This is a genomic window from Salegentibacter sp. Hel_I_6 (genome assembly GCF_000745315.1).
Classification (GTDB): Bacteria; Bacteroidota; Bacteroidia; order Flavobacteriales; family Flavobacteriaceae; genus Salegentibacter.
On the sequence record NZ_JQNQ01000001.1, the window covers coordinates 2931757 to 2951728 of the forward strand.

Genomic DNA, 19972 nt, shown 5'->3' on the forward strand with positions numbered 1-19972 from the left:
TTTTTTCTTTTAGGAGGGTATCCGCAGAATCAATTAATCTATTCTTCTTTCAAATCTCCTCTTTGTTCTATTAAAAGCTGTGGATTCCCATTCCGCATCAAATCCGTTCCAAAAGACTCTAATTTTTGTTCCCACGTCTCGATAAATAAGAAAAGTCATATCATTAAATTCAAATGATAGGTTATTAGTATCTGAATCGGAACTTAGGTATCTTGAATGTTCATCTATAAGCTTTTCTATTTTGGATAAGATTTCAAAAGCATTTTCTTTGGTTAAGTTTTTAAAAGCGTAAGCTTGATAGTTGACTCCACTTTCATTCCATCTATTCCCGAAGAATCCTAAAACTAAACCACTAAGATTTTGGTCTTCGCATGTATACATTAAGGATGTTAATTGACCGGAATTTGCTGCAGCTAAAGGATCTATTGAAAATTTAGTCGGATTTGACGAAACTTTAATTAAATCGTTCATAACAAATTCTTTAGCCTTATATAGGGCTTGGTCTTTGCTAAATTCTTTTGCAAAATAGACACCGGAAGAACCAGAAATTTGTGAATGTAAAAATGTTGAAATCAATAAAAATATGACGAGTAAATAGTTTATTTTCATTTGAGGAAATTTAAAAATCATTATTGAATTCTTGACAGATACCATTTATCTAATCTTCTGACTAGGTTTACTTTTTCTAATTTATCAGAATTTGGACCTGTAGCTATTTCAATTGTTGCTTTATCATCTTGAATATTTGGTTCTCCTATAATTCTTGGATTTGCATACTTTTCAAAAAGTTTGTCTTTCGCAAATCCTGGCAGTGCCTCGATATTACATAGCCAAACGTATTCGCCTTTAGCTTCAAAATACGGATCACATAGGGAACTAAATTTTTCAAAATCTTTATTTTTAAATCCTAAAAATAGATGTTCCACAACGCCTTTTGGAGAATTTTGAAAATCAAAAGTTTCATGTAAAGGGATCTTCACATATTCCATTTTTAGATTATTTAGTGCTTTTCGAAGCATATCTTTTTCTTCATATTTATTCGAAAGCTGATTGTCTTTTGTACTTTGACTTCTCCCAATCTCAAATTCTTTGATTTCTTCAAGTTCTTCGTTTGTCTTTTTTAACTCTTCTTCAATACTTTCAATTTGCCCATTAAAAGCCATTTTTAATTTTTCTTCACCAACTTTAATTTTCTCATTGTGAATTTTTATTTCTTCTTCTTTCCACTTGGGTTGCTCTTCTATTTTTTCTGAAGATTTACTTTGAAGTTCTGTTGAAGATATATCTTCCTCATTTTCATTTGAACTTTTGTTTTTTTCCTGGCAGGATGTTAGAATAGCTGTAAGAATTAATAATAAGTAGATTTTTTTCATATTGATTAGTTTAAATTTATCTTCCGGTTAGTATTCGATATTTAGATATAATTTGTCCAATTGCTTCAGCTAATTTGTTGTGATAATTTTCACCTCTCCCAACATTATCCCAATCATAACTTACTGAATCTCTATATATAAGAAGGTTAGAAGAATGATAATTCCAATAGTATTTAATTGCTGGGAATTCATATTCCTGATACGTTAATTTCCATTTTTGATAAAGGCTTTTTAATTCGTTTTCTGGAAGATTAAATTGGATTGCAATTCTATTGTTCTCTATAAGCACATCCACCTTGTTAAAATAATTTTCACACTTTGAAACCCAATTATTTTCAGTTTCCTCAAAAGCTTTGAATTTCTTGTTCAAGAAGTACTTATTGAGTCGATTAGATTTTTCAATCTCGTATTCCTCATCCGTCTTAATAATTTCAATCTTGAAATTTTTGGATTTTCCTTTTTCGCTTAGCTTTTCAACTTGTGCTCCATTTATAATCTCTTTTATTTCAAAAATGGCATCATCAAAAATAGCTTTACTATCAGAGTCCCAGCCCTGCATATTTAAATCAAGATCTTTCATCATCTCTTTATGAAGAAGAATACCCATTTCTCGGTTATTCTTTTCTGAATACTCGTAAAGATTCATTGAACCGAGAATTAAAAGATCTCCATTGTAGTAACATTTGCAATGAATGTTTGGATGATGCAAAAGGTTAAGATGACTAAATGAATTGAGCTTGTTTTTCTCACCAGCAGATAGCTTGTTCTCCCTATAGACTAGTGTAATATCAATTCCTTTATCGTCTACTTTTTTTAATGCTTTAAATATGTTTGGTGAGACTTTTATATAGGGTACTATTAATATAAGCTCACTTTTAGCTTCTGAGATTAACTTGGGAATCCAATAATTCAATTTATTGGTGTTAAGAAATAGGGCCATTAAATAATAAAGTTAGTTTTACTAAAATCACTTCTCATACTTGAGCATTTAGAGGCATACAAAATTCAACTTTTTATAAGGTATAAAATAATCAAACTATAAATTCAGATATATCAATTGGTATTTATTCATATTTAGATTTGATTCGACAATAATAAAATAAACAGCTATACTCTTAAAACAATCCCATAGATTCACATTCTTCCAAAAATGGATTTTTTATAAAACCATAACCTGATAATGGAGTGTGATTAGTGTCAAATAATTTCATATTTAAAAAATCTTTTTTCGTTCCAGTATATCCTTGCGCAACAGCATTATCATATCCATCTACAACCATATTAAACCAAGCAATCCCTTCACTTTTGTTACACAACAGTGCTTTGTATCTTTCATCTATCTCAAAAACTCTTTTCCAAGCTTCAATCTCTTCATCAAAACCATTTAATTTTATTTCTAATTCTATATCATCTGGTTGAATTTCTAAAATATCGGGGTTGTTTAGTTTCAGACTTATTTGGAAGTCCTTTATATCAGGTTGCGATGTTTTATATGGATAAAATGCTTTATTCCTATTACTTATTTCTCCTATGACTAAATCTTCACCTTTGTAACTTGAATTACAATCATTACACATTGGAGCAAGATTCTTGAAATTTATACTATTAAATGGAAATTTTCCCTTCGGAATATAATGATCATAGGCTTCTTTTTTCGTGTGATGAATGCCTTTTAAATCTTTTATACCGCAAAAAGGACATTTTCCTTCGGTATTATGAGTAAAAAACTCTTGGTAATGTGAAGGGAGTGATTTGGTTTTTAATGAACCAAAATCTTTTAAATTAAAAGGTGATTCTTTTCCATATAATTTACTATAAAACGATTTTATTTCTCTAGCAAGTATTTTTTGTTCAACTTCTAAATCTTGATATGTAAGTATTTTGAGTTTGGGATTAGTACATATTTCCTGAATATTATTGTTATTAGAATAATAGTCTATAAGATCTAGTTTGAAATCATCATCGTCTATTTCTGCAAACGCTTTAAATATCTTTTCAATTGAACTATTAAAAAAGGTAGCTGTCTTGCCTATTTTCTTTTTTTGTTCATCTTTAGAATCATCATCTAAATAATGATTATTTATATAGAAATTATAAAGTTTTTTATTCCCTTTTAACTTTTCTGCTACAAAATCACCTTCGGCTGGAAGCCAAACATCTTCAAATAAAAAATCCAAATATTCCTGAAGTTCCTCTACTTCGTGCGGTATGTATTTATAATTAAATAACAAGACTATTCAATTTTTTTATAAGCATCATTCAATAGTAATAAGCGTTCCACAGATTCTCCCATTTCTGTTTTTACTTTTAAAATAAACGTTTCTACATTTTCTGAAGATTCTATTTCTTTTAATTCTTCTTTGTAATCGGTAATTCGCTTTTGTGCGACCTTTCCAATCGTATTAGGCATATTAAATATTTTGATTCCTATGCTATTTACTGAAGTTCCAAAAGTTTGAAAGTCTGGATGAAAAGGAGCTTCTCCTTTTTTGAAAATTTGAACATATTGAGAATCACTATCAGAAAGTAAATAAGGAGAATGTGTTGTGATTAACATTTCTCTCATAGTCTCACTACTATCATTTTCTTGTTGTTCAAAACAGTATCGTAAACTGGACAAAAATTTAGCTTTCCAACTTGGGTTGAAGTGTGTTTCAGGTTCGTCTAGTAAAAATAAACTACGTGTATCTTTAAATAGTAAACACAAACCTAGAGAGTGCAAAAATTGATGTTCTCCATCTGATAGGACCTTGGTGTAAATATTCTTTTCTATTCCTTTTTTCTTGATTTCAAAATTTTTGATATTCAATACTCTTTTAGATTCAATAGGTCTAAAGTTTATAGACTCACTTAAGAATATATTCTCCGTAGCATATGTATTATTCTTGCTTTCTTGATTAACGGAATGTATTTCCAAAATTAAAAGCAACTGAAACAATTCAAAGAGCTTTAAAGGATTGTTTTCAAAATGAAATTGAAAAGCTATTATAGTAGCAGGGTTTACTTTGTAATCTAGAATGAGAAAACTACTATTATTAAATTCATTTTCATAAAAATCATAATTATCTTCTTCATACCAAGAAGTAGCGCACTTTTTTAATTTTTCTATATAGGAACTTGTATTTTTTCCTTCTCTTTTTACATCAAAATCTAAGTTTTTTAATAATGGATACTTCTTACCTTCAAATTCTTTTAGAATATCTGTTTTAATTATTAATCGAAAAGAATCTATTTCTTCAATACCTACATATTCTTTGAATGGAGATAGAATATCTTTGTCTAAATCGTCATTGGTATTCATTAGTAAATTGGCTAACAGAATAAACTGACTATATGATTTATCTACATAGATTAAAGAACTTTCCGGACTTGGATCTATGATTGATTCAGTAATCAAATTACTATAGTAAGAATCATATTGAATAAAACGGCTTTTAAAAAAAGGGAAACTTAGGGTTTCATTTTCTCCAGATGCATAACCCACTACATATTCTGGCAAGAGAAACTTTATTTGGTGACTTAGTAATTCATCAACTCCAAACTCATCCTTGTTTTTCCATTCTATTTTTGGTCGTTCTCCAATTTTTTTAGAAATGAAAATATGGGCTTTTTTAATCTCTTCTTTTTTATTGGACAGTTGTGGAAATCCTTCTGTAATAAATGTTAAGTATTCGAGTTCATAGGCATCCACTCGAGATATTTTGGAATCAAATGACTTAGAATTGTTTTCACCATCTTCGTCAAAATAAGTGGGTTTATTACTCAAATATATACAATCTAAGTGATAAAATATCTCTGATAAAGCTTCCAGGACATTTGATTTCCCACTACCATTTTTTCCTGCTAACACATAAGGGTTAAATACTGTAGCCTCTTCTTTTTTTTCTGCTGGAAGAAAGTTCATTTCAAAACCATTAAACAAAGAATTAAAACCTTCTTCTTTATTTATTTTAAGCCTTAAAAGTTTCATCTGTCAGTTTTAGTTTTACAGTTGCAGTTTCTTCTTCAAATATTTGTTCTAATAAAGGAGGTGTTGCTTCCAGAAATTTGAAAATAATTTGCTGCCAACTTGCATTTGGGAAGTCCATATCACCTCCGTGATAAAAGAAATTATGGAGCTTTTCCTCAATATCTCCTAAAGTGAAAGTTTCTTCTTTTTTAAACGTGTCTTTTAGTAAAAATTGATAAAACTCATCCAAACTAATTAAATCAAACATCCATTTTTCTTGTGTAGAAGTAATTTCATCTGGAATACCTAAATAAGTAGCCAAATCAAGTTTGGTTATATCTACTTTTTCACCGTCTTTCTTTTTTATTTCAGACATAAGCGAGTCTTTTTTTTTTGGTTCTTCTTTTGAAACTTCTATTTCTTCCTTAAAAGCTTCTTGCAACAAACTGTTATATAAGTGTTCTAGCTCGGTTTTAGATTGAATTAAGGATTCTTTCTGTGCTTGGACATAATGGTAAATTGTTTCGAATTGGTTTTGTATTTCAATAGGTGGAATAGGCAATTTCATTTTTTTTAGATTCACTCCAGTAAGATGAGAAATTGTAGCTCCACCTTTGTACATATCTAATCCTCCACCATTACTTAATAACCAAAAATTATAGACAAAATAATTAGGTAACATAACTTCATTGTCTAGTGTTATTCTATGTAAGGCTTTTTGAAAGAAACAATTTTCCATTTCATTTTTCCAAATGGCACATCTTCCAATGTCTCCACCTTCACACATCAAAATATCACCTTCATTTAGTTTGAATGTTACTTGGTCTTTTTCATCAAAATCCATTTCCTTTAAGTCAGAGAAGTCGAACTTGAACCATTGAACATTTGTATTTCCAAGATACTTTTTCAGATTGTTGCCTAACATTTTCTTCTTATCAAGCATTTTACCTAATCTAGATTCACTAAAGTTTGATATTTCTTTCATTTTCCACCCCTTTGGATTTAAAACAGGATCGCCAAACATTTCCAAAAACTGGGCTCTTAATAACTCATCTAACAAAGCAATAGTTTTTTCTCTTTTCTGTACTAAAGCATTTACTTTGTCTAAAATGGCTACTATTTCGTTTTGGGTTTCTATAGGAAGAATTGGAATATCAAGATTCTGAATATATTTCTTTGAAATATGCTTTAAACCAGCACCTTTAAATCCTCTTTCAAGAATGTTAATGTTTTTAGATAAATAATAATAAACAAATTTTTCATTTAAATTTTCATCTTCCTTCTTATTAGCAACAATGCAATCTGTTGAAGTCGAAAATTTCTCATCTACATAATGTACGCTAGCTTGTCCGCCTGTGCCAAAAATTAGAGAAATTCTATCTTCTTGAAAAACATTTATGCGTTTGGACAAAGTGGCACTGGAAGTATAAAAAGGATACAAACCTTCCTTTAAACCATCACCAGCTTTAATTTTTGACTTTTTAGCAAAATCAAACAGGTCATTGAATTTTTCTGTTATCACTATATTAAGTCATTAAGTTCTTTCATATCTGCTAAAATACCTTCTTCCATTTCTAGAAGTTTGGCTAGAATTTCTTTTGGTGGCTCGTAGCTTTGCTCGGTGTATGCGTAATCTTTATAATGATTGTGGCTTAGGTCTAATCCTTCTTTCTGAATTTCAGCCAAGTCTACAAAAAAATGATTCTCACGATTAGAATATTCAGCGGTTTTTCTAGCATTATATTCATCCTTTACGGTAGGTAGCGGGTTCTCTTTTAGTTTTTTACGGTTGTCATCTAAAGTATAACCATCATTTTCTAGGGCATAAAACCAAACCTTATCCGTATGCCAGGTTTTACTGTCTTCTTCTACCTTGGTAAATACTAAAATAGCCGTTTTCACACCTGTATAGGGTTTAAAAGCACCCGCAGGTAATGAAATAACAGCTTCTAATTGATTGTCTTTTAACAGTAATTCTCTAGTAGCTTTTTGAGCTTTATTGCTCCCAAACAAAACACCTTCAGGTATAATTACAGCAGCTTTACCACCAGAGCGTAGCATCTTAGAAATACGAGCTAAAAATAAGAGCTCAGTAGAGCCTGTATCTATACCCAAATCTGGGTTTACATCTCCTTTGTCTAACTTCCCGGTAAAGGGTGGGTTTGCTAATACAATATCGTAATCTCCTGTTTCATTATAGTTTTTACTTAACGAATCTTTGTATTCAATATGGGGGTTATCTATCCCGTGCATCATTAGGTTCATTAAACCCAAACGCACCATAGTGGTGTCTATATCAAAGCCATAAAAACTATCGTTTAGTATTTGTTTGTTTTTATCATCTAATACAGAAGATATAGTTGCTCGTTCAAAACCATCTTCATCTGATTGTAACAATTCTGGCTCTTTTTTACGAACTAAATCACTCAAAATATATTGGTATGCTCCTAATAAAAAGCCACCTGTTCCACAAGCTGGGTCTGCTATTTTATGTCCTAGTTTAGGTTCGATCAATTCAGCCAATAATTTTATTAAATGTCTCGGTGTACGGAACTGTCCGTTTTTCCCAGCAGTAGCAATTTCCTTTAAAAGCATTTCATACACATCCCCTTGTATGTCTTGGAATGATTGTTTACCGTCTTTGGCATCTTCTTCTATTTCAATAAAAATTTCATCTACTTTTTTTACAGCTTCTACCAATAATGCTGGTTTTTCAATAATAAAAACAGCATTTTTCATATACTTGGTAAATGAAGAAGTTTCCTCATTTAAATCTTTAATATGCGGAAAAACATTATTTCTAAAGTGTACTAACATCTCATCCGCTGGCATGGACTTAAAGTAACTCCATTTCAATTCTTTTTTTGGTCGAGGTGCTAATGCTTCTTCACGTTTTTTATTTAAAGCTGCTTTTTCCTCTGCTGTGGCATCAGGTTTTGGTCGGTATAAACTTTCATCTATCCAAGGAGTATATTCACCATCAAATTTAGAATCGTATGCTTCTCCATTCCATTCAGCATCACGTTCTCTTTTACTCTCTAACTCATCTAGTCTTTTTATAAAAAGCAAATAGGTGATTTGCTCGATAGCTGTAATAGGATTGGCAATTCCACCACTCCAGAAGGTATTCCAAAGACTTATGATTAAAGCTTTTAGTTTAGGATTGTTTTGTAACATTAAGCTGCTAATATTTTATTCGATAATTGTAATATTTCGTTTATTTCTTTTGGCGAAAAAACACCTCTAATTCCTTCTGGGTGTATCATTGTAAAAGGAGATTCTATCAAGTTTCTTTTTTCTAAGTTTCCTTTTTCGAGAATGTATTTTTTTACAATATCTAAAAACTGTAGTTGCCTGCTTGATAAATAGTTATGTTCTTCAATAAAAGCATCAAAAGCATTGGCCACATTTTCATTAAATGTTTCTAATACTTCAAGACCTAAAATATGTTTTATAAATTGTAAAAACTTTGCTTTTCGGTTTTGATATACCCTGCGTAACAGACCAATGGTAATATGTGGGTTTTCCTCGTGCAGTTCATTGGCTAATTCAATTATTTCTTCTTGTGAAATGGTTTTGCCCTCGACTATTTTTTGAAGAATAGGATTTGATCCCATTAACTGCTTAATCTTTTCTTCTACCATTTCTTTGTAGCGAGTAATACTTACGGCTTCATTTTGAGGTCCAAATTCTACCATTTCTTTGGCTACCAGTTCATCTTCAAAATTAAATTTAGAAGGTCCAGAAATATTTTCTCTGGTATCAATATATCTAGCTAAGGGAGAAAGTCTATCTATTAAACTATTGAAGTTGTTTTCTTTGATATTGTTCCAAAAATGAATTCGTTGAGCGTCTTTTATAAGCTCTTGTTCTTTGGCTACTATGTTTATGGATAATGGTAAATCTGATATACGTTCAATTAGTGCGTCTTTAAGCATATTATACTTTTCATCTTCGGATTGCATTTTAGCGAAAGAAACTTCCAGTATATTTTTTTCAAAACGCATTGCTTTGAAATCTACACCTGAAACGGTTCGCATTAACGGAAGTATTTCTGTTCTTAGAAAGTCAATTTTATCATTGCTTATATTTTCCCAAAATTCAGGAGTATTAACTTTTACTACTGAATTGCTATTATCTTTTATCACTACAGAATTAGCGGGTAATAAAGCAATTTGTTTTTGTAATCTTTTACATTCCTCTAGGATTGTTGGCTCTAAATTAGACTCAAAAGCTATTTTTAATTTTTCTAATCGTAAACCGAAAAGTTTTACTGGGATGGGAATTGCTTGTTTGAGTTCTTTCCCTTTTGGTTCCAGTTTGAAATATTCAAAATTATCCCAACAATCTAAGATTAGAAACACATCTTTCTCAGTACACCAGGACTTCATTTTGGTAGGTTCTAACAAACGAGTTCCTCTACCAATCATTTGCCAAAATTTGGTATAAGAATATACAGGTTTTGCAAAAACTAAATTCACCAATTCTCTTACATCTATTCCCGTGTCAAGCATATCTACGCTAATAGCAATTCTAGGAAAGTCTTTGTTTTTAAATTGGTCTAATAAACCTCCTTTCCCGTGAACACGTGAATCTTCCGAAACCATTACTTTGGCTAATTCTCCATTGTATTGCGGATACAATTGATTGAAAATTTCTTCAATCCGTCTAGCGTGCGCAATGTTTGCACAGAAGAATATGGTTTTACCTGGCAATACACCATTAATGTCTTTTATAGATTCCTCCATAAACTCCTTTACAATAAGTGTATTTGTCCCTTTATTGATTACCTTTTTTTCTAACTCAACACCTTCAAAATTGATTTCTGCAATTTCTTTTCCTTCCAGAATTAACTTCTTTTGGTCTTCAAGAGAAACTGTTCTTTTGCTAATTCCTTCGGTTTGAAATTTGGTTTTAATTTTCATTACCTGAAAATTGCATAAATAGGGAGGAATATTATTAACAGCTTCTTCGTAGGTATATGCAAATGATGGCAAACCATCTTCACAATTAAATATCTTAAATGTATTATGGTCAATTACGTCTGTGGGAGTAGCGGTTAAACCAATTGTAATTGTATTGAAATAGTCAAGTACTTCTTTGTATGTATTGTAAATACTTCTGTGACTTTCATCCACAACAATTAAATCAAAAAAGTGAGGTGATAAAGTTTCTTTTTCTTCACGAACAATATTGAGCATTGTAGGGTAAGTAGAAACATAAACTCGTCTATCTTTCGCAATGCTTTTCTCCCCTTGTTTTGGCCATCTAGGCTCGTTTGGTAGATGTTCTTTAAAAGCTTCTAACGCTTGGTCTCTTAAAGCAATTCTATCCACTAAAAACAAAGCTTTTTCTGCCCAACCTGCTCGCATAAGTGCTTCAACCAGTGCAATAGTGGTTCTTGTCTTACCTGTACCAGTAGCCATTACGATTAAGAACATTCTTCTCTTTTGTTCTAAACCATCCATAACGGCACGAATAGCTCTTAATTGATAATCTCTACCTGCAATGTTTGTATTTATAAACGCATCAGAAAAAGGCTTTTTTGCTTGTCTAATGTAATGATATCTCTCTAGATCTTCTCTTGTCGGAAAACCAACAACTTTTCTTGGAGGAGCATTTTCTATATCCCAAAAGAATATATCATGACCATTTGTATAAAAACAAAATGGCAAAATGTCTTTTGTTTGCTTTTGAATATTATAGCAATATTGTTTTGCTTGTTCACGACCAGTATTAGCATCTTTAGATGCTCTTTTAGCTTCTACCACTGCTAGGGGCCTGCCGTCTTTACCTAATAGAAGATAATCGCTAAACTCGTGTTTATTATAATTACTACCGGGCTCAGAAACTCCGCGAGGATTTGTGATGTGGAACTCCTCAACAACTTGCGTTCTATCATTCACATCCCATCCCGCTTCTTTAAGCTGATGATCAATTAATAATTTTCGAGTCTGATTTTCACTGCTCAATGCAATAAACTTTTTTAAAATAGAATTTTGCGGTTCTATTTGTAGTAGGGTAAGAACCGAAATTGTTAATTATTCCCAAATATAGCTTTTTTTAAGGGAGAGTTAGTAAGTGAATTCAAAAAACCGGAACGAGGTAATCGATGTATAAATCTAATATAAGAACAGGACAATTAGTTTGCATTCAACTTTTATAATACTTTATAGGCAAATTAGCTCATGGAGTTAAAGCTTTTTATTATTATTCTGCTTTTTAAATTTTAGAAATTCCTTCTTTACAAAATCCCTAACTGGTTCCCAGATGGTAATTCGCTCTCCGGCTTCTTCAAAAACTTTGGCGTGATTGCGTTCACCAAACGATTTCATTTGATTATAGTTGTTCTGAAATGTTTTAATGGATCGGCAGGCAGCTTCCAGTTTATAAATCGGCACAGATTTTTTATCGCCCAGGAGATCCATATAGGCGATTAAAATTTGAGAGTTAATCTGGTGTGTGTTCTTAAACCATTTTGGTACACGGTTTTGCACTTTCCAGACTTCCTGTTTCTTCTCATCAGTGAGAATTTCAAGGGATTTAACTATCGTTTTCGGATGCTCTTCTAGTGTTACAGGTTCCTCGTCTTTTACCGGATGAGAATCAGTAAATACCTTATTGGCGATTTTAACCTCGAGATCTTTCAGGACTTCTTCTACGGTTTTCGGTTCATACCTAACAAGCAAATCTTGTTTAATTAAGTACTTCACTTTTTCTAAATAGTTTGGAGTTCTGATCTCTTCCCTAAGATTTTCAATAGAATTAGATTTTTTTTTAAGCTGGGCACGGTTAAAGAACTGGGTGAAGATGCCTAATCCAAAATTATTTCTATTAAAAAAGTCGGTTGCTTTCATTGTGGCAAATTGGTTAATTGTGAGAATCTTAGCAAGGTTTTGCCTCCTAATTTAAAATAATTTATCGATAAATTCTTTGGCTCAATTCAGGGTTATAAATCCTCATCCTCAAGTTCCTCTTCGGTAATTCCGTTAATATTTGCCAGGGAGTTCATTAGGTTCTCCAGTTCATCGAAGAAGTTCAATAATTTATTCAGGTTTAAATCTTCCGTTCCACGAAATTGTTCAAGATCAAATTGATAGGTATCGCCGGGCTTGAAAACTGTATTTACTTCAGAGTATTCTCCGGTCATTCCAACATTGATAATCCTGGTTTGCAGTTCCTCGTGCATTTCGAGTAAATGTCTATAGGTAAGAACTATTTTTTCCCTGTAGTCTGACATCGGTTTTTATTTAGAGGTTTAAGATGATTAATTTTCACGGAAACTCCATTCCACTTCTCCCAGGTCGATCTTATTAATATAATTCAACTCGAGATAAGTATAGATATTCGGTACTCCAACGTGAAGCCTGATGTCAAATCCGCCCATGGTTTCTTCCTTGAGCAATGTTCTGCCACCATATTTGATCTCTTCTTGAATATGCTGGTATTGTTCTTCCGAAAGTGTTATTTCTAATTTTCTCATCGCATTTATTTTGTACTGCAATAATATACCTAGATAACGTCAAAATATGACGTCTTTTTATTTATTTTTATCCTAATGACCTATAAAATATGGTATTTTAAATATCGTTTCCCTGTTTGAATAGTCTTTAATCAAGCTGGGTAATTGCAATAAGAAGCTTTCAGAAATTAAGGCTAAGAAAGCTAGTATCACCAAATGCCTGGACGGAATTACCTGGAATTTCGAACAAAAATTGAATCATGAAAATGAGCTATAATTTCCGGTAGGTGAACGTAACTCCGAAAAAGCCATTTCTATTCCTTTTTGAAAATTTTTTCTCCTCAAAATTGCGCAAACTCCTCAATTTTATCCTCGTTTATATCTATTTAGAGAAGGTGTTAAATTTTCTCGTAGTCCGGTGGACATAGTGAAATTAATTTCCTAAAGCTGCTCAAATTTGTCTAGAAGTCAAATCAACAAAATCCCGCCGTGTAAAAAGTATAACCATCTGTGGGATTTTAAACTAAAACTTTTTAAAAATGCCAAAAGAAATAATTACTACAGATGATCTAATGAATTTTAAGCTTGAGTTATTTGAGGAGCTTAAGAAATTGCTTAGAGAGCATTCAACCGGAATCCATAAAAAGTATTTGAAATCTTCTGAGGTGAGAAAACTACTGGATATAAGTTGGGGAACTTTACAGAATATACGGATAAATGGTAATCTTCCTTACACAAAAATAGGAGGTACCGTCTTTTATGATTGGGAAGATGTACAACGATTAATGGAGAAGTATAAGATAGATAATAGTGATTAATATGAATTACATCAAGCACCTTACCGAGGTTTTTTATCGATTTAATGAAGATAAGCGGTTAAATCCCTCACACGTGAGTATTTACTATGCTTTATTCCATTACTGGAATGTATTCAGGTTTTGTAAGCAATTCTATATCCAAAGGCAGGAAATTATGGAAGCTTCGAAGGTTGGTTCGCTTTCAACCTACCATAGATGCATTCGAGAATTAAGTGATTGGAATTACATTTTGTACCTGCCTTCTAAAAATCCGTTAAAGGGGAGCCAGGTTAAGATGTCCATTTTTTGGACTAGTGATAAACAAGCAGAAGATGAGCATTCAACTTGTAGTGTAAATGACTCGGATAAGTTTGAGACTTTTTTAGAACAGGTTGCAGACGAGTCCGGTAAGAGTAACGAAATAGCACCGGTATATGAAACAAACAATATTAAACATATTAAACAGAATAAAACTTATTGGCCAAAAAGTGAATTTGAAGTTTTAAAATATTTTAAAGAAAAAGGCTGGCCGGATAATGAAGCTTCTAAGTTTTATCACCACTACGAAGCTGTAGGTTGGAAAATTAATCGTGATATCCCTGTAGTAAACTGGCAGGCTTTAGCACACCGATGGATGAAAAAGGCCAAGGAGATTCAGCAAGATTTAAAAATGAAAAATCCTGATTATTTAAAAATTAAAAAAGAAAAAAACTATGGAAAACCCTTGTGAAATAATAGAAGGCGGAGTAGTTTACAAGATTGGAAAATTTAGAGGAAAAGAAGTATTTTATGATTTTCCATTAATGCTTGAATATCTCCAGGTGAAAGGAAAGATGCTTTTTGGAAAAGAGTTTCAGCTATACAAAAAAGATGAAAAATTACTTTTCAAACTCTGCAATTACATCATTGCGGATAAGGAAAAATGCCAGAAATTCGATCTTGACCCTGCAAAAGGAATTTTACTAACCGGGCCTGTGGGTTGTGGAAAAACTAGCTTTCTTAAGCTTTTGCGTTATCTGGTGCCCCACCAAAAAGAATATCAGGTTATTCCTTGCAGAAATATTGCTTTTGCTTTTCACCATTTGGGGTTTAAAACAATTGAAGATTACGGGAATAGCAGTTATTTATGCTTTGATGATCTTGGTGTTGAACCGTCAGGAAGGTTCTATGGTCAGGATTGCAATGTGATGGGAGAAATTCTGCTTTCCCGCTATGAATTGTTTCTTAATCATAAAATAAGAACTCACGCTACAACAAATTTAGATTCCGATGAACTTGAAGAGCGCTATGGATCCAGGGTAAAAAGTAGAATGCGCCAGCTTTTTAATTTGGTCACTTTTGATGAAAAAACTGCCGATAAAAGAAAATAGCCGAAATTTTAATTTCAATAAGGATTGGATAACAAAAACCTCATTTTAACCACTGCAAATTACCAATCTTACGTTTTAACTTCTATAATTTCACCTGACTTTATGGTTATTAAAAAACCGAATTTTCATTTTCATAAAATTTTATCTCATTTGAGATCTAAATACCTCACATAGGAGTAAAACTTCGGTTTCTTCGTTTACAATTTAGTGATATTGGTATCTACTTCTTTTACAACATCTTCCAAAAAAAAATATCTTCTTTCTAATTAAAGAAAAGCTCCTCATTATTTTCTTCTATACCCGGAATAACATTTTCTTTTTCCAGGTAATCAAGATACTCTGCGGTACTTTGAGAATACTCTTCTTAATTTCTTTGGGGTGGTTGTAATATACATAGTGAATTATTTATAAAAGTCGGGATGAGTGTCATCTTGCTCATAATCTCTTAGTCGATTGGAGTAATTGTTTTTTGGATCAGCAGCCTCCAATAGTGACTGCAAAATAGCTAAAGTTGGGTTAACTTTATTCTTCTCCATATCCCTTGTTATTGCGATCACTGCATTTATTCTTTTCTTGATAATATTTTCAATTCGCCTGCCGGTAGGTCCAAAATTTTCTTTCGGAGAAATCTCATTGTAGAAGAAAAAATCCAGCATTCCGGCCAAAGCTTCAGAGTGTGTTTTGTAATGTATTCTGGAAAATTGCTGAAAGCGTTCAGCCGTTTTCTTTTCAATAGTAATGTTTTTAACTGCTTTCATAATTCAGTACTTTTTAAGATTTACTGGTTTTTTTAACCATTTTATTGGGTGTTCAAGCCCAAAACCAGTAAATCAATATTTTTATAGCATTAATCATATTATTTAAATAATTGATAGTCAATTATTTAAAATGTAAAAGGTAGTTTTTAACGGGCTCTGCCCGTTACCCTCTTGCTCTACCTTTTCGTCCCGCAGGGACAAAAAAGTTGACTATTAAAATGAATTTAATAGCCTTTTAAATGTTTAAAAACTGAATCCTATTTTTTATGATTTGAAAAGAAAATCTTTGAAGTTTACTATAGAGAAATGATCAATTGATTGAGAATTTCGTAAAATGAAAAACAGATCATAAACATCATAATCAGTTTTTAAAATCTTATTATTTTTTTTATAAAACCCCATCATCGGGAAAACTGAAATAGTCGGGCAGAATTTAAAGCTATATATCTGATTTTAATTGATTTACTTATTGTATCCTGAGCGTTTTCCTTTTTTGATTTTTTAATTCCGCTTCCTTTTTGTGGATTTTTGCATGATTTCATTTTTCCGTTATTCGATTTACTTCCCGTAGAGCCTTCAATGTTACCTTTTTCTGATGCTGATCCATTTTCAAGATTTAGAATTAGGGAGAACTTATAAAAAGGGAGCACGGCGACCGGCTTTATGCAGTATGGACTAACTTCTAAATCTTGGTATTTTGCATTACAGAAAAAGGTAGTGGCAGTGAAGGCCGGGAATACTTCAAATAGGGAAATGGAAGAGTAGGGAAGGAGCAGGAAGCGGAATTAAATTAAATATGAAATCCAATCTGGCGGACTTCATCGAAAAATTTCGAGTGGAATGAAGCGATCCGATTTTTCATCGGGTTAACGTAATGGAAGTCGCAATTTCTTCGATGGTGTCCAGGACCTTTGTAGAGAAGCGCTTTTCCCGGAATGAAGCTTTTGCGAAATGTAGTGGAAATGGGCTGAACGGGTATTAAATTATGCGCTAAGGATTCCCCTCCTTAAAATCCAACATCTATTTTTTTTTCTGCAATTAAAACGGGATTTGATAGAGAGGTGCTTTTTAATCAGTGCTGGGAAAAGAGTGTTTTATGGTTTTGCAAAAACTACATAATATCCTATCAGGAGTTTAAAAATATCTATAGAATATCAAATTCCTCTTTAAAGTCTACCATAATATTTCTTATTAAAAGAAAATTAAATGTGATATAACGACTTACCCTTTATTTTCACAAAAGAAAGACCGACAACAAATGTTCTAAAATAGAGAACTTTTATTTATATTTGTCGTAGAAATTAATCGATGAAAAGAATAATTGCAAAAAGAACTTTACGTGAATTTTGGGATAAGCATTCCGATGCCGAGCAATATTTGAAAACCTGGTATGAAACGGCAAAATCTTCAAATTGGAAGTCGCCAAACGATATTAAGAAAACGTACATAAACGCAAGCATTCTAAAAGATAGCAGAGTGGTTTTCAACATAAAAGGAAATTCCTATCGATTGATTGTAAAATTCAACTATGACAGACAATGGGCGTTTATACGATTTGTGGGAACTCACGCCGAGTATGATAAAGTAAATGCGGACACGATTTAAAACAAAAGACTATGAAAATAAAACCTATAAAAACAGAAAAAGATTACGAACAAGCTTTAGAAAGATTGGAAGTAATTTTTGATGCTGACTCCAATTCAAAAGAAGGAGACGAAGCGGAAATCCTATCACTTTTAGTCGAGAATTACGAAAATCAACATTATCCAATAGAAGCTCCAGATCCAATAGAGGCAATTAAAATAAGAATGGAAGAAATGAATCTCAAACAAAAAGATTTAGTTGGAATAATTGGAGGAAAAAGCAGGGTTTCAGAGATTCTCAATAAAAAGAAAAGATTGACGGTAGATATGATTCGAGAATTAGAACGGATTTTACATATTTCTGCTTCAGTACTTGTGAATAATTATAAGCTGTCGAAGTAAAAAACAAAGGGTAGCATCGGTTAATAAACAATTGGTAATTGAAAAGGTAAATTAATTCAAAACCTGAATACCAATTGTTGTTAACCCTGACCAATGCCATAAATACACAAAACATACGAATGAGGAATTTATTTTTACTACTTCTATTATTAATTTCAAGTCAAGAGAGTTTTTCTCAAAATGAAATTATAGCTGAAGAAGACATTCCAGTATTGGATATTATTATAGATTCATTGGAAACCGAGTATCAGAACAGTCCCAGATCCAATATAGAATCACTGCCTCAAGGAACCGGAGATTATTTTGAAGTAAAAACGAATAAACCTGAAGAATTTATTCTTGCTTTGACCAATAAAGTAGAACTAGACTCTTTGTTGAAAAATTTCCCAAATCTTCAAATTGATCGAGATCTGCTGGTTTTAAAAAACAGGGTAGAATATTCCAATGGCGAACAAAAACTACAAATTAAATCTTTTCAAATAAAAAATAACAGTGAGCATCGCATTACAATTGATTATACAGATTCATTGTCTAGGGAAAATATTAAGTTTTATTATACTTCCTACACAAATAAGAAATTAAATTCAACAAATATTAGAGGTTTTAAGATTAAGGAGCATTTTTCAAAGGTCATCTTACCCGAAAAATATGCTGACTGGGTTTCATATACAGACTTTCTTGTTTTACCCAATCAAAATTTATTTTTCAATACTGATAGTAACCACAACTCACTATATAATCGGCAGGAAAATATTATCGATTCCTTAGTTAATTATTATGCAGTAAAAACAAATAAACCAAAGCGCTCTAAAGATCAGGAATTTATTTCTTTCCAAAAAAGCTTAAATGATTGGGAGAAAAAAAGATCATTTTTTGCTGATAGTTTGTTTAATGAAGATTCAAAATTTAAGGAATTACTTAATCTATCTTTAGAATATGCCGAAAACGAAGAAAAATCTAACGGTGAATTGGAATTTTTCACTGCGGAGTTAATTTCTAAAGAAAAAGCATTGAAATTAATGCGTTTCAACCAGCACGTTGGTTCGTGTAGTTTTGATAATGGTCCTATTATTCAACAAAAAAGGATGGCTAGTTTGGCAGCCCAAATACCAAATTGGGGTGTCTTTATAAAATCATTTTTGAATGTGATGAACGATCAGGTTTCAAGAGTAGCTAATAGTAATATTGCTTCTAACGCGAGAAAAACATATATAGAAGAATTGAGTAAGCTAAATCTTAATATTCCAAAATTATTATTAGGGTCAAATTTGAGAATCGATAATGAGAACCAGCAACATTACTTTTCGGATGGATCAAAAATAGGTAAAGCTTTTTCCGCATTGGATGAAAAAAATCAGGCGTTTTTTGAACAAACTATTTCAGAATTAATTCAGGATGAGCATGTTGATGCTTTCAATAAATTACATTTTTATAATACTTTAAAACATTATCAATATTTCATAAAAGATACTATTAAAAAGAATGAAATAGAACAAAGAATTACAAAACTAGAAGAGTATATGCCGCCAGTTCTACAATCAAGATTTAAGAACCCAAATAAAGAACTTAAAGATCTTCTACGTGAAGAAATAAATGAACTTGAAAAATTTGAAATTTTAGATACCTCTATCGGTAATATATATTCTTATAGTTATGGCGGAGATTGTTGGATGGCGGAAATTCGAGATAAAGAGAAAAATAGCAAAATAATATATGATCTTACAATGCCAATTGAGGACAGTATTACTCCTCTAGAAAACTTTCTACTTAGAAAAGAATCTTTAACCAATAGAATTAAAGAACATGATTTTATAAATAAACTCTTTAGTACAAATTCAGAGAATCAGTTATATCTTAAATTTACTGGAGATAGGTCATTTTCGAATTTTAGGAATAGAGTTCTAAAAGAAATGCCTAAAAAACTTCAGAAATTAAATTACAATAATGCAATATCCTTCTATATCTCTTATCCCAATAGAAAATATGTTCGATACATTCTACTAGAAAATAGTAATGTAATTATGCTAAGTATACCGAAAGATTTTAAAATCCCAGGATATGATTTTGAAGAATTACTCACAGAAACTGAAGAGAATTTCTTTTCTAAATCCTATAAAAGTTTCAAGATATTTGATGAAAATGGGGAAATGCTGAATTAATAAAGATAAGAAAGTGTCTTATTGCCAGCAAAGAAGAGGTGATTATACTCTAGATGTGATACTATTTTAGGTAAAATGATTTATTGTAAGCTTCTCTTAAAAGCGAACTTTTTAAAAGT

The 19972-nt window shown here is 31.6% G+C and carries 18 protein-coding genes; 6 read left to right on the forward strand and 12 right to left on the reverse strand.

Features of this window, described 5'->3' with window-relative positions; translation table 11 throughout:
- Positions 1-33: 33 nt before the first annotated feature.
- The 11 genes from FG27_RS12855 to FG27_RS12905 all read right to left on the reverse strand — a co-directional run bounded on the left by FG27_RS12855 (position 34) and on the right by FG27_RS12905 (position 12805).
- Positions 34-609, reverse strand: a complete 576-nt coding sequence (locus FG27_RS12855; protein ID WP_156101232.1) for a hypothetical protein — start codon at positions 607-609, stop codon at positions 34-36.
- A gap of 20 nt (positions 610-629) precedes the next feature.
- A complete protein-coding gene (locus tag FG27_RS12860) occupies positions 630-1373 on the reverse strand; it encodes a hypothetical protein (protein ID WP_037319728.1) in 744 nt (247 codons plus the stop codon).
- Between the two features lie 16 nt (positions 1374-1389).
- Positions 1390-2286 (reverse strand): phospholipase D family protein, encoded by an 897-nt coding sequence (locus tag FG27_RS18710; RefSeq protein ID WP_197051687.1) that lies wholly within the window; start codon positions 2284-2286, stop codon positions 1390-1392.
- Positions 2287-2488: 202 nt separating this feature from the next.
- Positions 2489-3550 carry an HNH endonuclease gene (locus FG27_RS12870; RefSeq protein ID WP_231563322.1) on the reverse strand — a complete coding sequence of 354 codons (1062 nt, stop codon included), beginning with the start codon at positions 3548-3550 and terminating at the stop codon, positions 2489-2491.
- Positions 3551-3606: 56 nt separating this feature from the next.
- Positions 3607-5343, reverse strand: a complete 1737-nt coding sequence (locus FG27_RS12875) for a restriction system-associated AAA family ATPase (RefSeq protein WP_037319732.1) — start codon at positions 5341-5343, stop codon at positions 3607-3609.
- Positions 5324-6844, reverse strand: a complete 1521-nt coding sequence (locus FG27_RS12880) for a restriction endonuclease subunit S (RefSeq protein WP_037319735.1) — start codon at positions 6842-6844, stop codon at positions 5324-5326. The genes FG27_RS12875 and FG27_RS12880 overlap by 20 nt, the downstream gene beginning before the upstream one ends.
- Complete coding sequence (locus FG27_RS12885) at positions 6844-8499, reverse strand: type I restriction-modification system subunit M (protein ID WP_037319737.1); 1656 nt, start codon at positions 8497-8499, stop codon at positions 6844-6846. The genes FG27_RS12880 and FG27_RS12885 overlap by 1 nt, the downstream gene beginning before the upstream one ends.
- Positions 8499-11294 (reverse strand): DEAD/DEAH box helicase family protein, encoded by a 2796-nt coding sequence (locus FG27_RS12890; RefSeq protein WP_037319739.1) that lies wholly within the window; start codon positions 11292-11294, stop codon positions 8499-8501. The genes FG27_RS12885 and FG27_RS12890 overlap by 1 nt, the downstream gene beginning before the upstream one ends.
- Positions 11295-11516: 222 nt before the next feature.
- Positions 11517-12179, reverse strand: a complete 663-nt coding sequence (locus FG27_RS12895) for a hypothetical protein (protein WP_037319742.1) — start codon at positions 12177-12179, stop codon at positions 11517-11519.
- 92 nt (positions 12180-12271) lie between these two features.
- Complete coding sequence (locus FG27_RS12900) at positions 12272-12562, reverse strand: hypothetical protein (protein WP_037319745.1); 291 nt, start codon at positions 12560-12562, stop codon at positions 12272-12274.
- Positions 12563-12589: 27 nt separating this feature from the next.
- Positions 12590-12805 carry a hypothetical protein gene (locus FG27_RS12905; protein WP_037319748.1) on the reverse strand — a complete coding sequence of 72 codons (216 nt, stop codon included), beginning with the start codon at positions 12803-12805 and terminating at the stop codon, positions 12590-12592.
- A 518-nt stretch (positions 12806-13323) separates the two neighbouring features.
- Here FG27_RS12905 and FG27_RS12910 point away from each other — a divergent pair.
- Genes FG27_RS12910 through FG27_RS12920 form a run of 3 tightly spaced genes read left to right on the forward strand, consistent with a single transcriptional unit; the run spans position 13324 to position 14951 of the window.
- Positions 13324-13602, forward strand: coding sequence for a helix-turn-helix domain-containing protein (locus FG27_RS12910; protein ID WP_037319751.1), 279 nt, complete (start codon positions 13324-13326; stop codon positions 13600-13602).
- A gap of 1 nt (position 13603) precedes the next feature.
- Positions 13604-14311, forward strand: coding sequence for a hypothetical protein (locus FG27_RS12915; protein ID WP_037319754.1), 708 nt, complete (start codon positions 13604-13606; stop codon positions 14309-14311).
- Positions 14295-14951, forward strand: a complete 657-nt coding sequence (locus FG27_RS12920) for an ATPase (protein ID WP_037319756.1) — start codon at positions 14295-14297, stop codon at positions 14949-14951. The genes FG27_RS12915 and FG27_RS12920 overlap by 17 nt, the downstream gene beginning before the upstream one ends.
- Positions 14952-15352: 401 nt before the next feature.
- On the opposite strand, the gene FG27_RS18715 is transcribed toward FG27_RS12920, so the two are convergent.
- Positions 15353-15709, reverse strand: coding sequence for a BfmA/BtgA family mobilization protein (locus FG27_RS18715; protein ID WP_051935855.1), 357 nt, complete (start codon positions 15707-15709; stop codon positions 15353-15355).
- Between the two features lie 1308 nt (positions 15710-17017).
- On the opposite strand from FG27_RS18715, the gene FG27_RS12935 reads away from it, so the two are divergent.
- From FG27_RS12935 to FG27_RS12945, 3 genes are all read left to right on the forward strand, one after another.
- On the forward strand, positions 17018-17314 hold the full coding sequence (locus tag FG27_RS12935) for a type II toxin-antitoxin system HigB family toxin (RefSeq protein ID WP_037319760.1): 297 nt from the start codon (positions 17018-17020) through the stop codon (positions 17312-17314).
- Between the two features lie 11 nt (positions 17315-17325).
- Entirely contained in the window at positions 17326-17694 is a 369-nt protein-coding gene (locus tag FG27_RS12940; protein ID WP_037319764.1) for a type II toxin-antitoxin system HigA family antitoxin, read from the forward strand.
- 119 nt (positions 17695-17813) lie between these two features.
- On the forward strand, positions 17814-19853 hold the full coding sequence (locus FG27_RS12945) for a hypothetical protein (RefSeq protein ID WP_156101233.1): 2040 nt from the start codon (positions 17814-17816) through the stop codon (positions 19851-19853).
- The last annotated feature ends 119 nt before the right edge of the window (positions 19854-19972 follow it).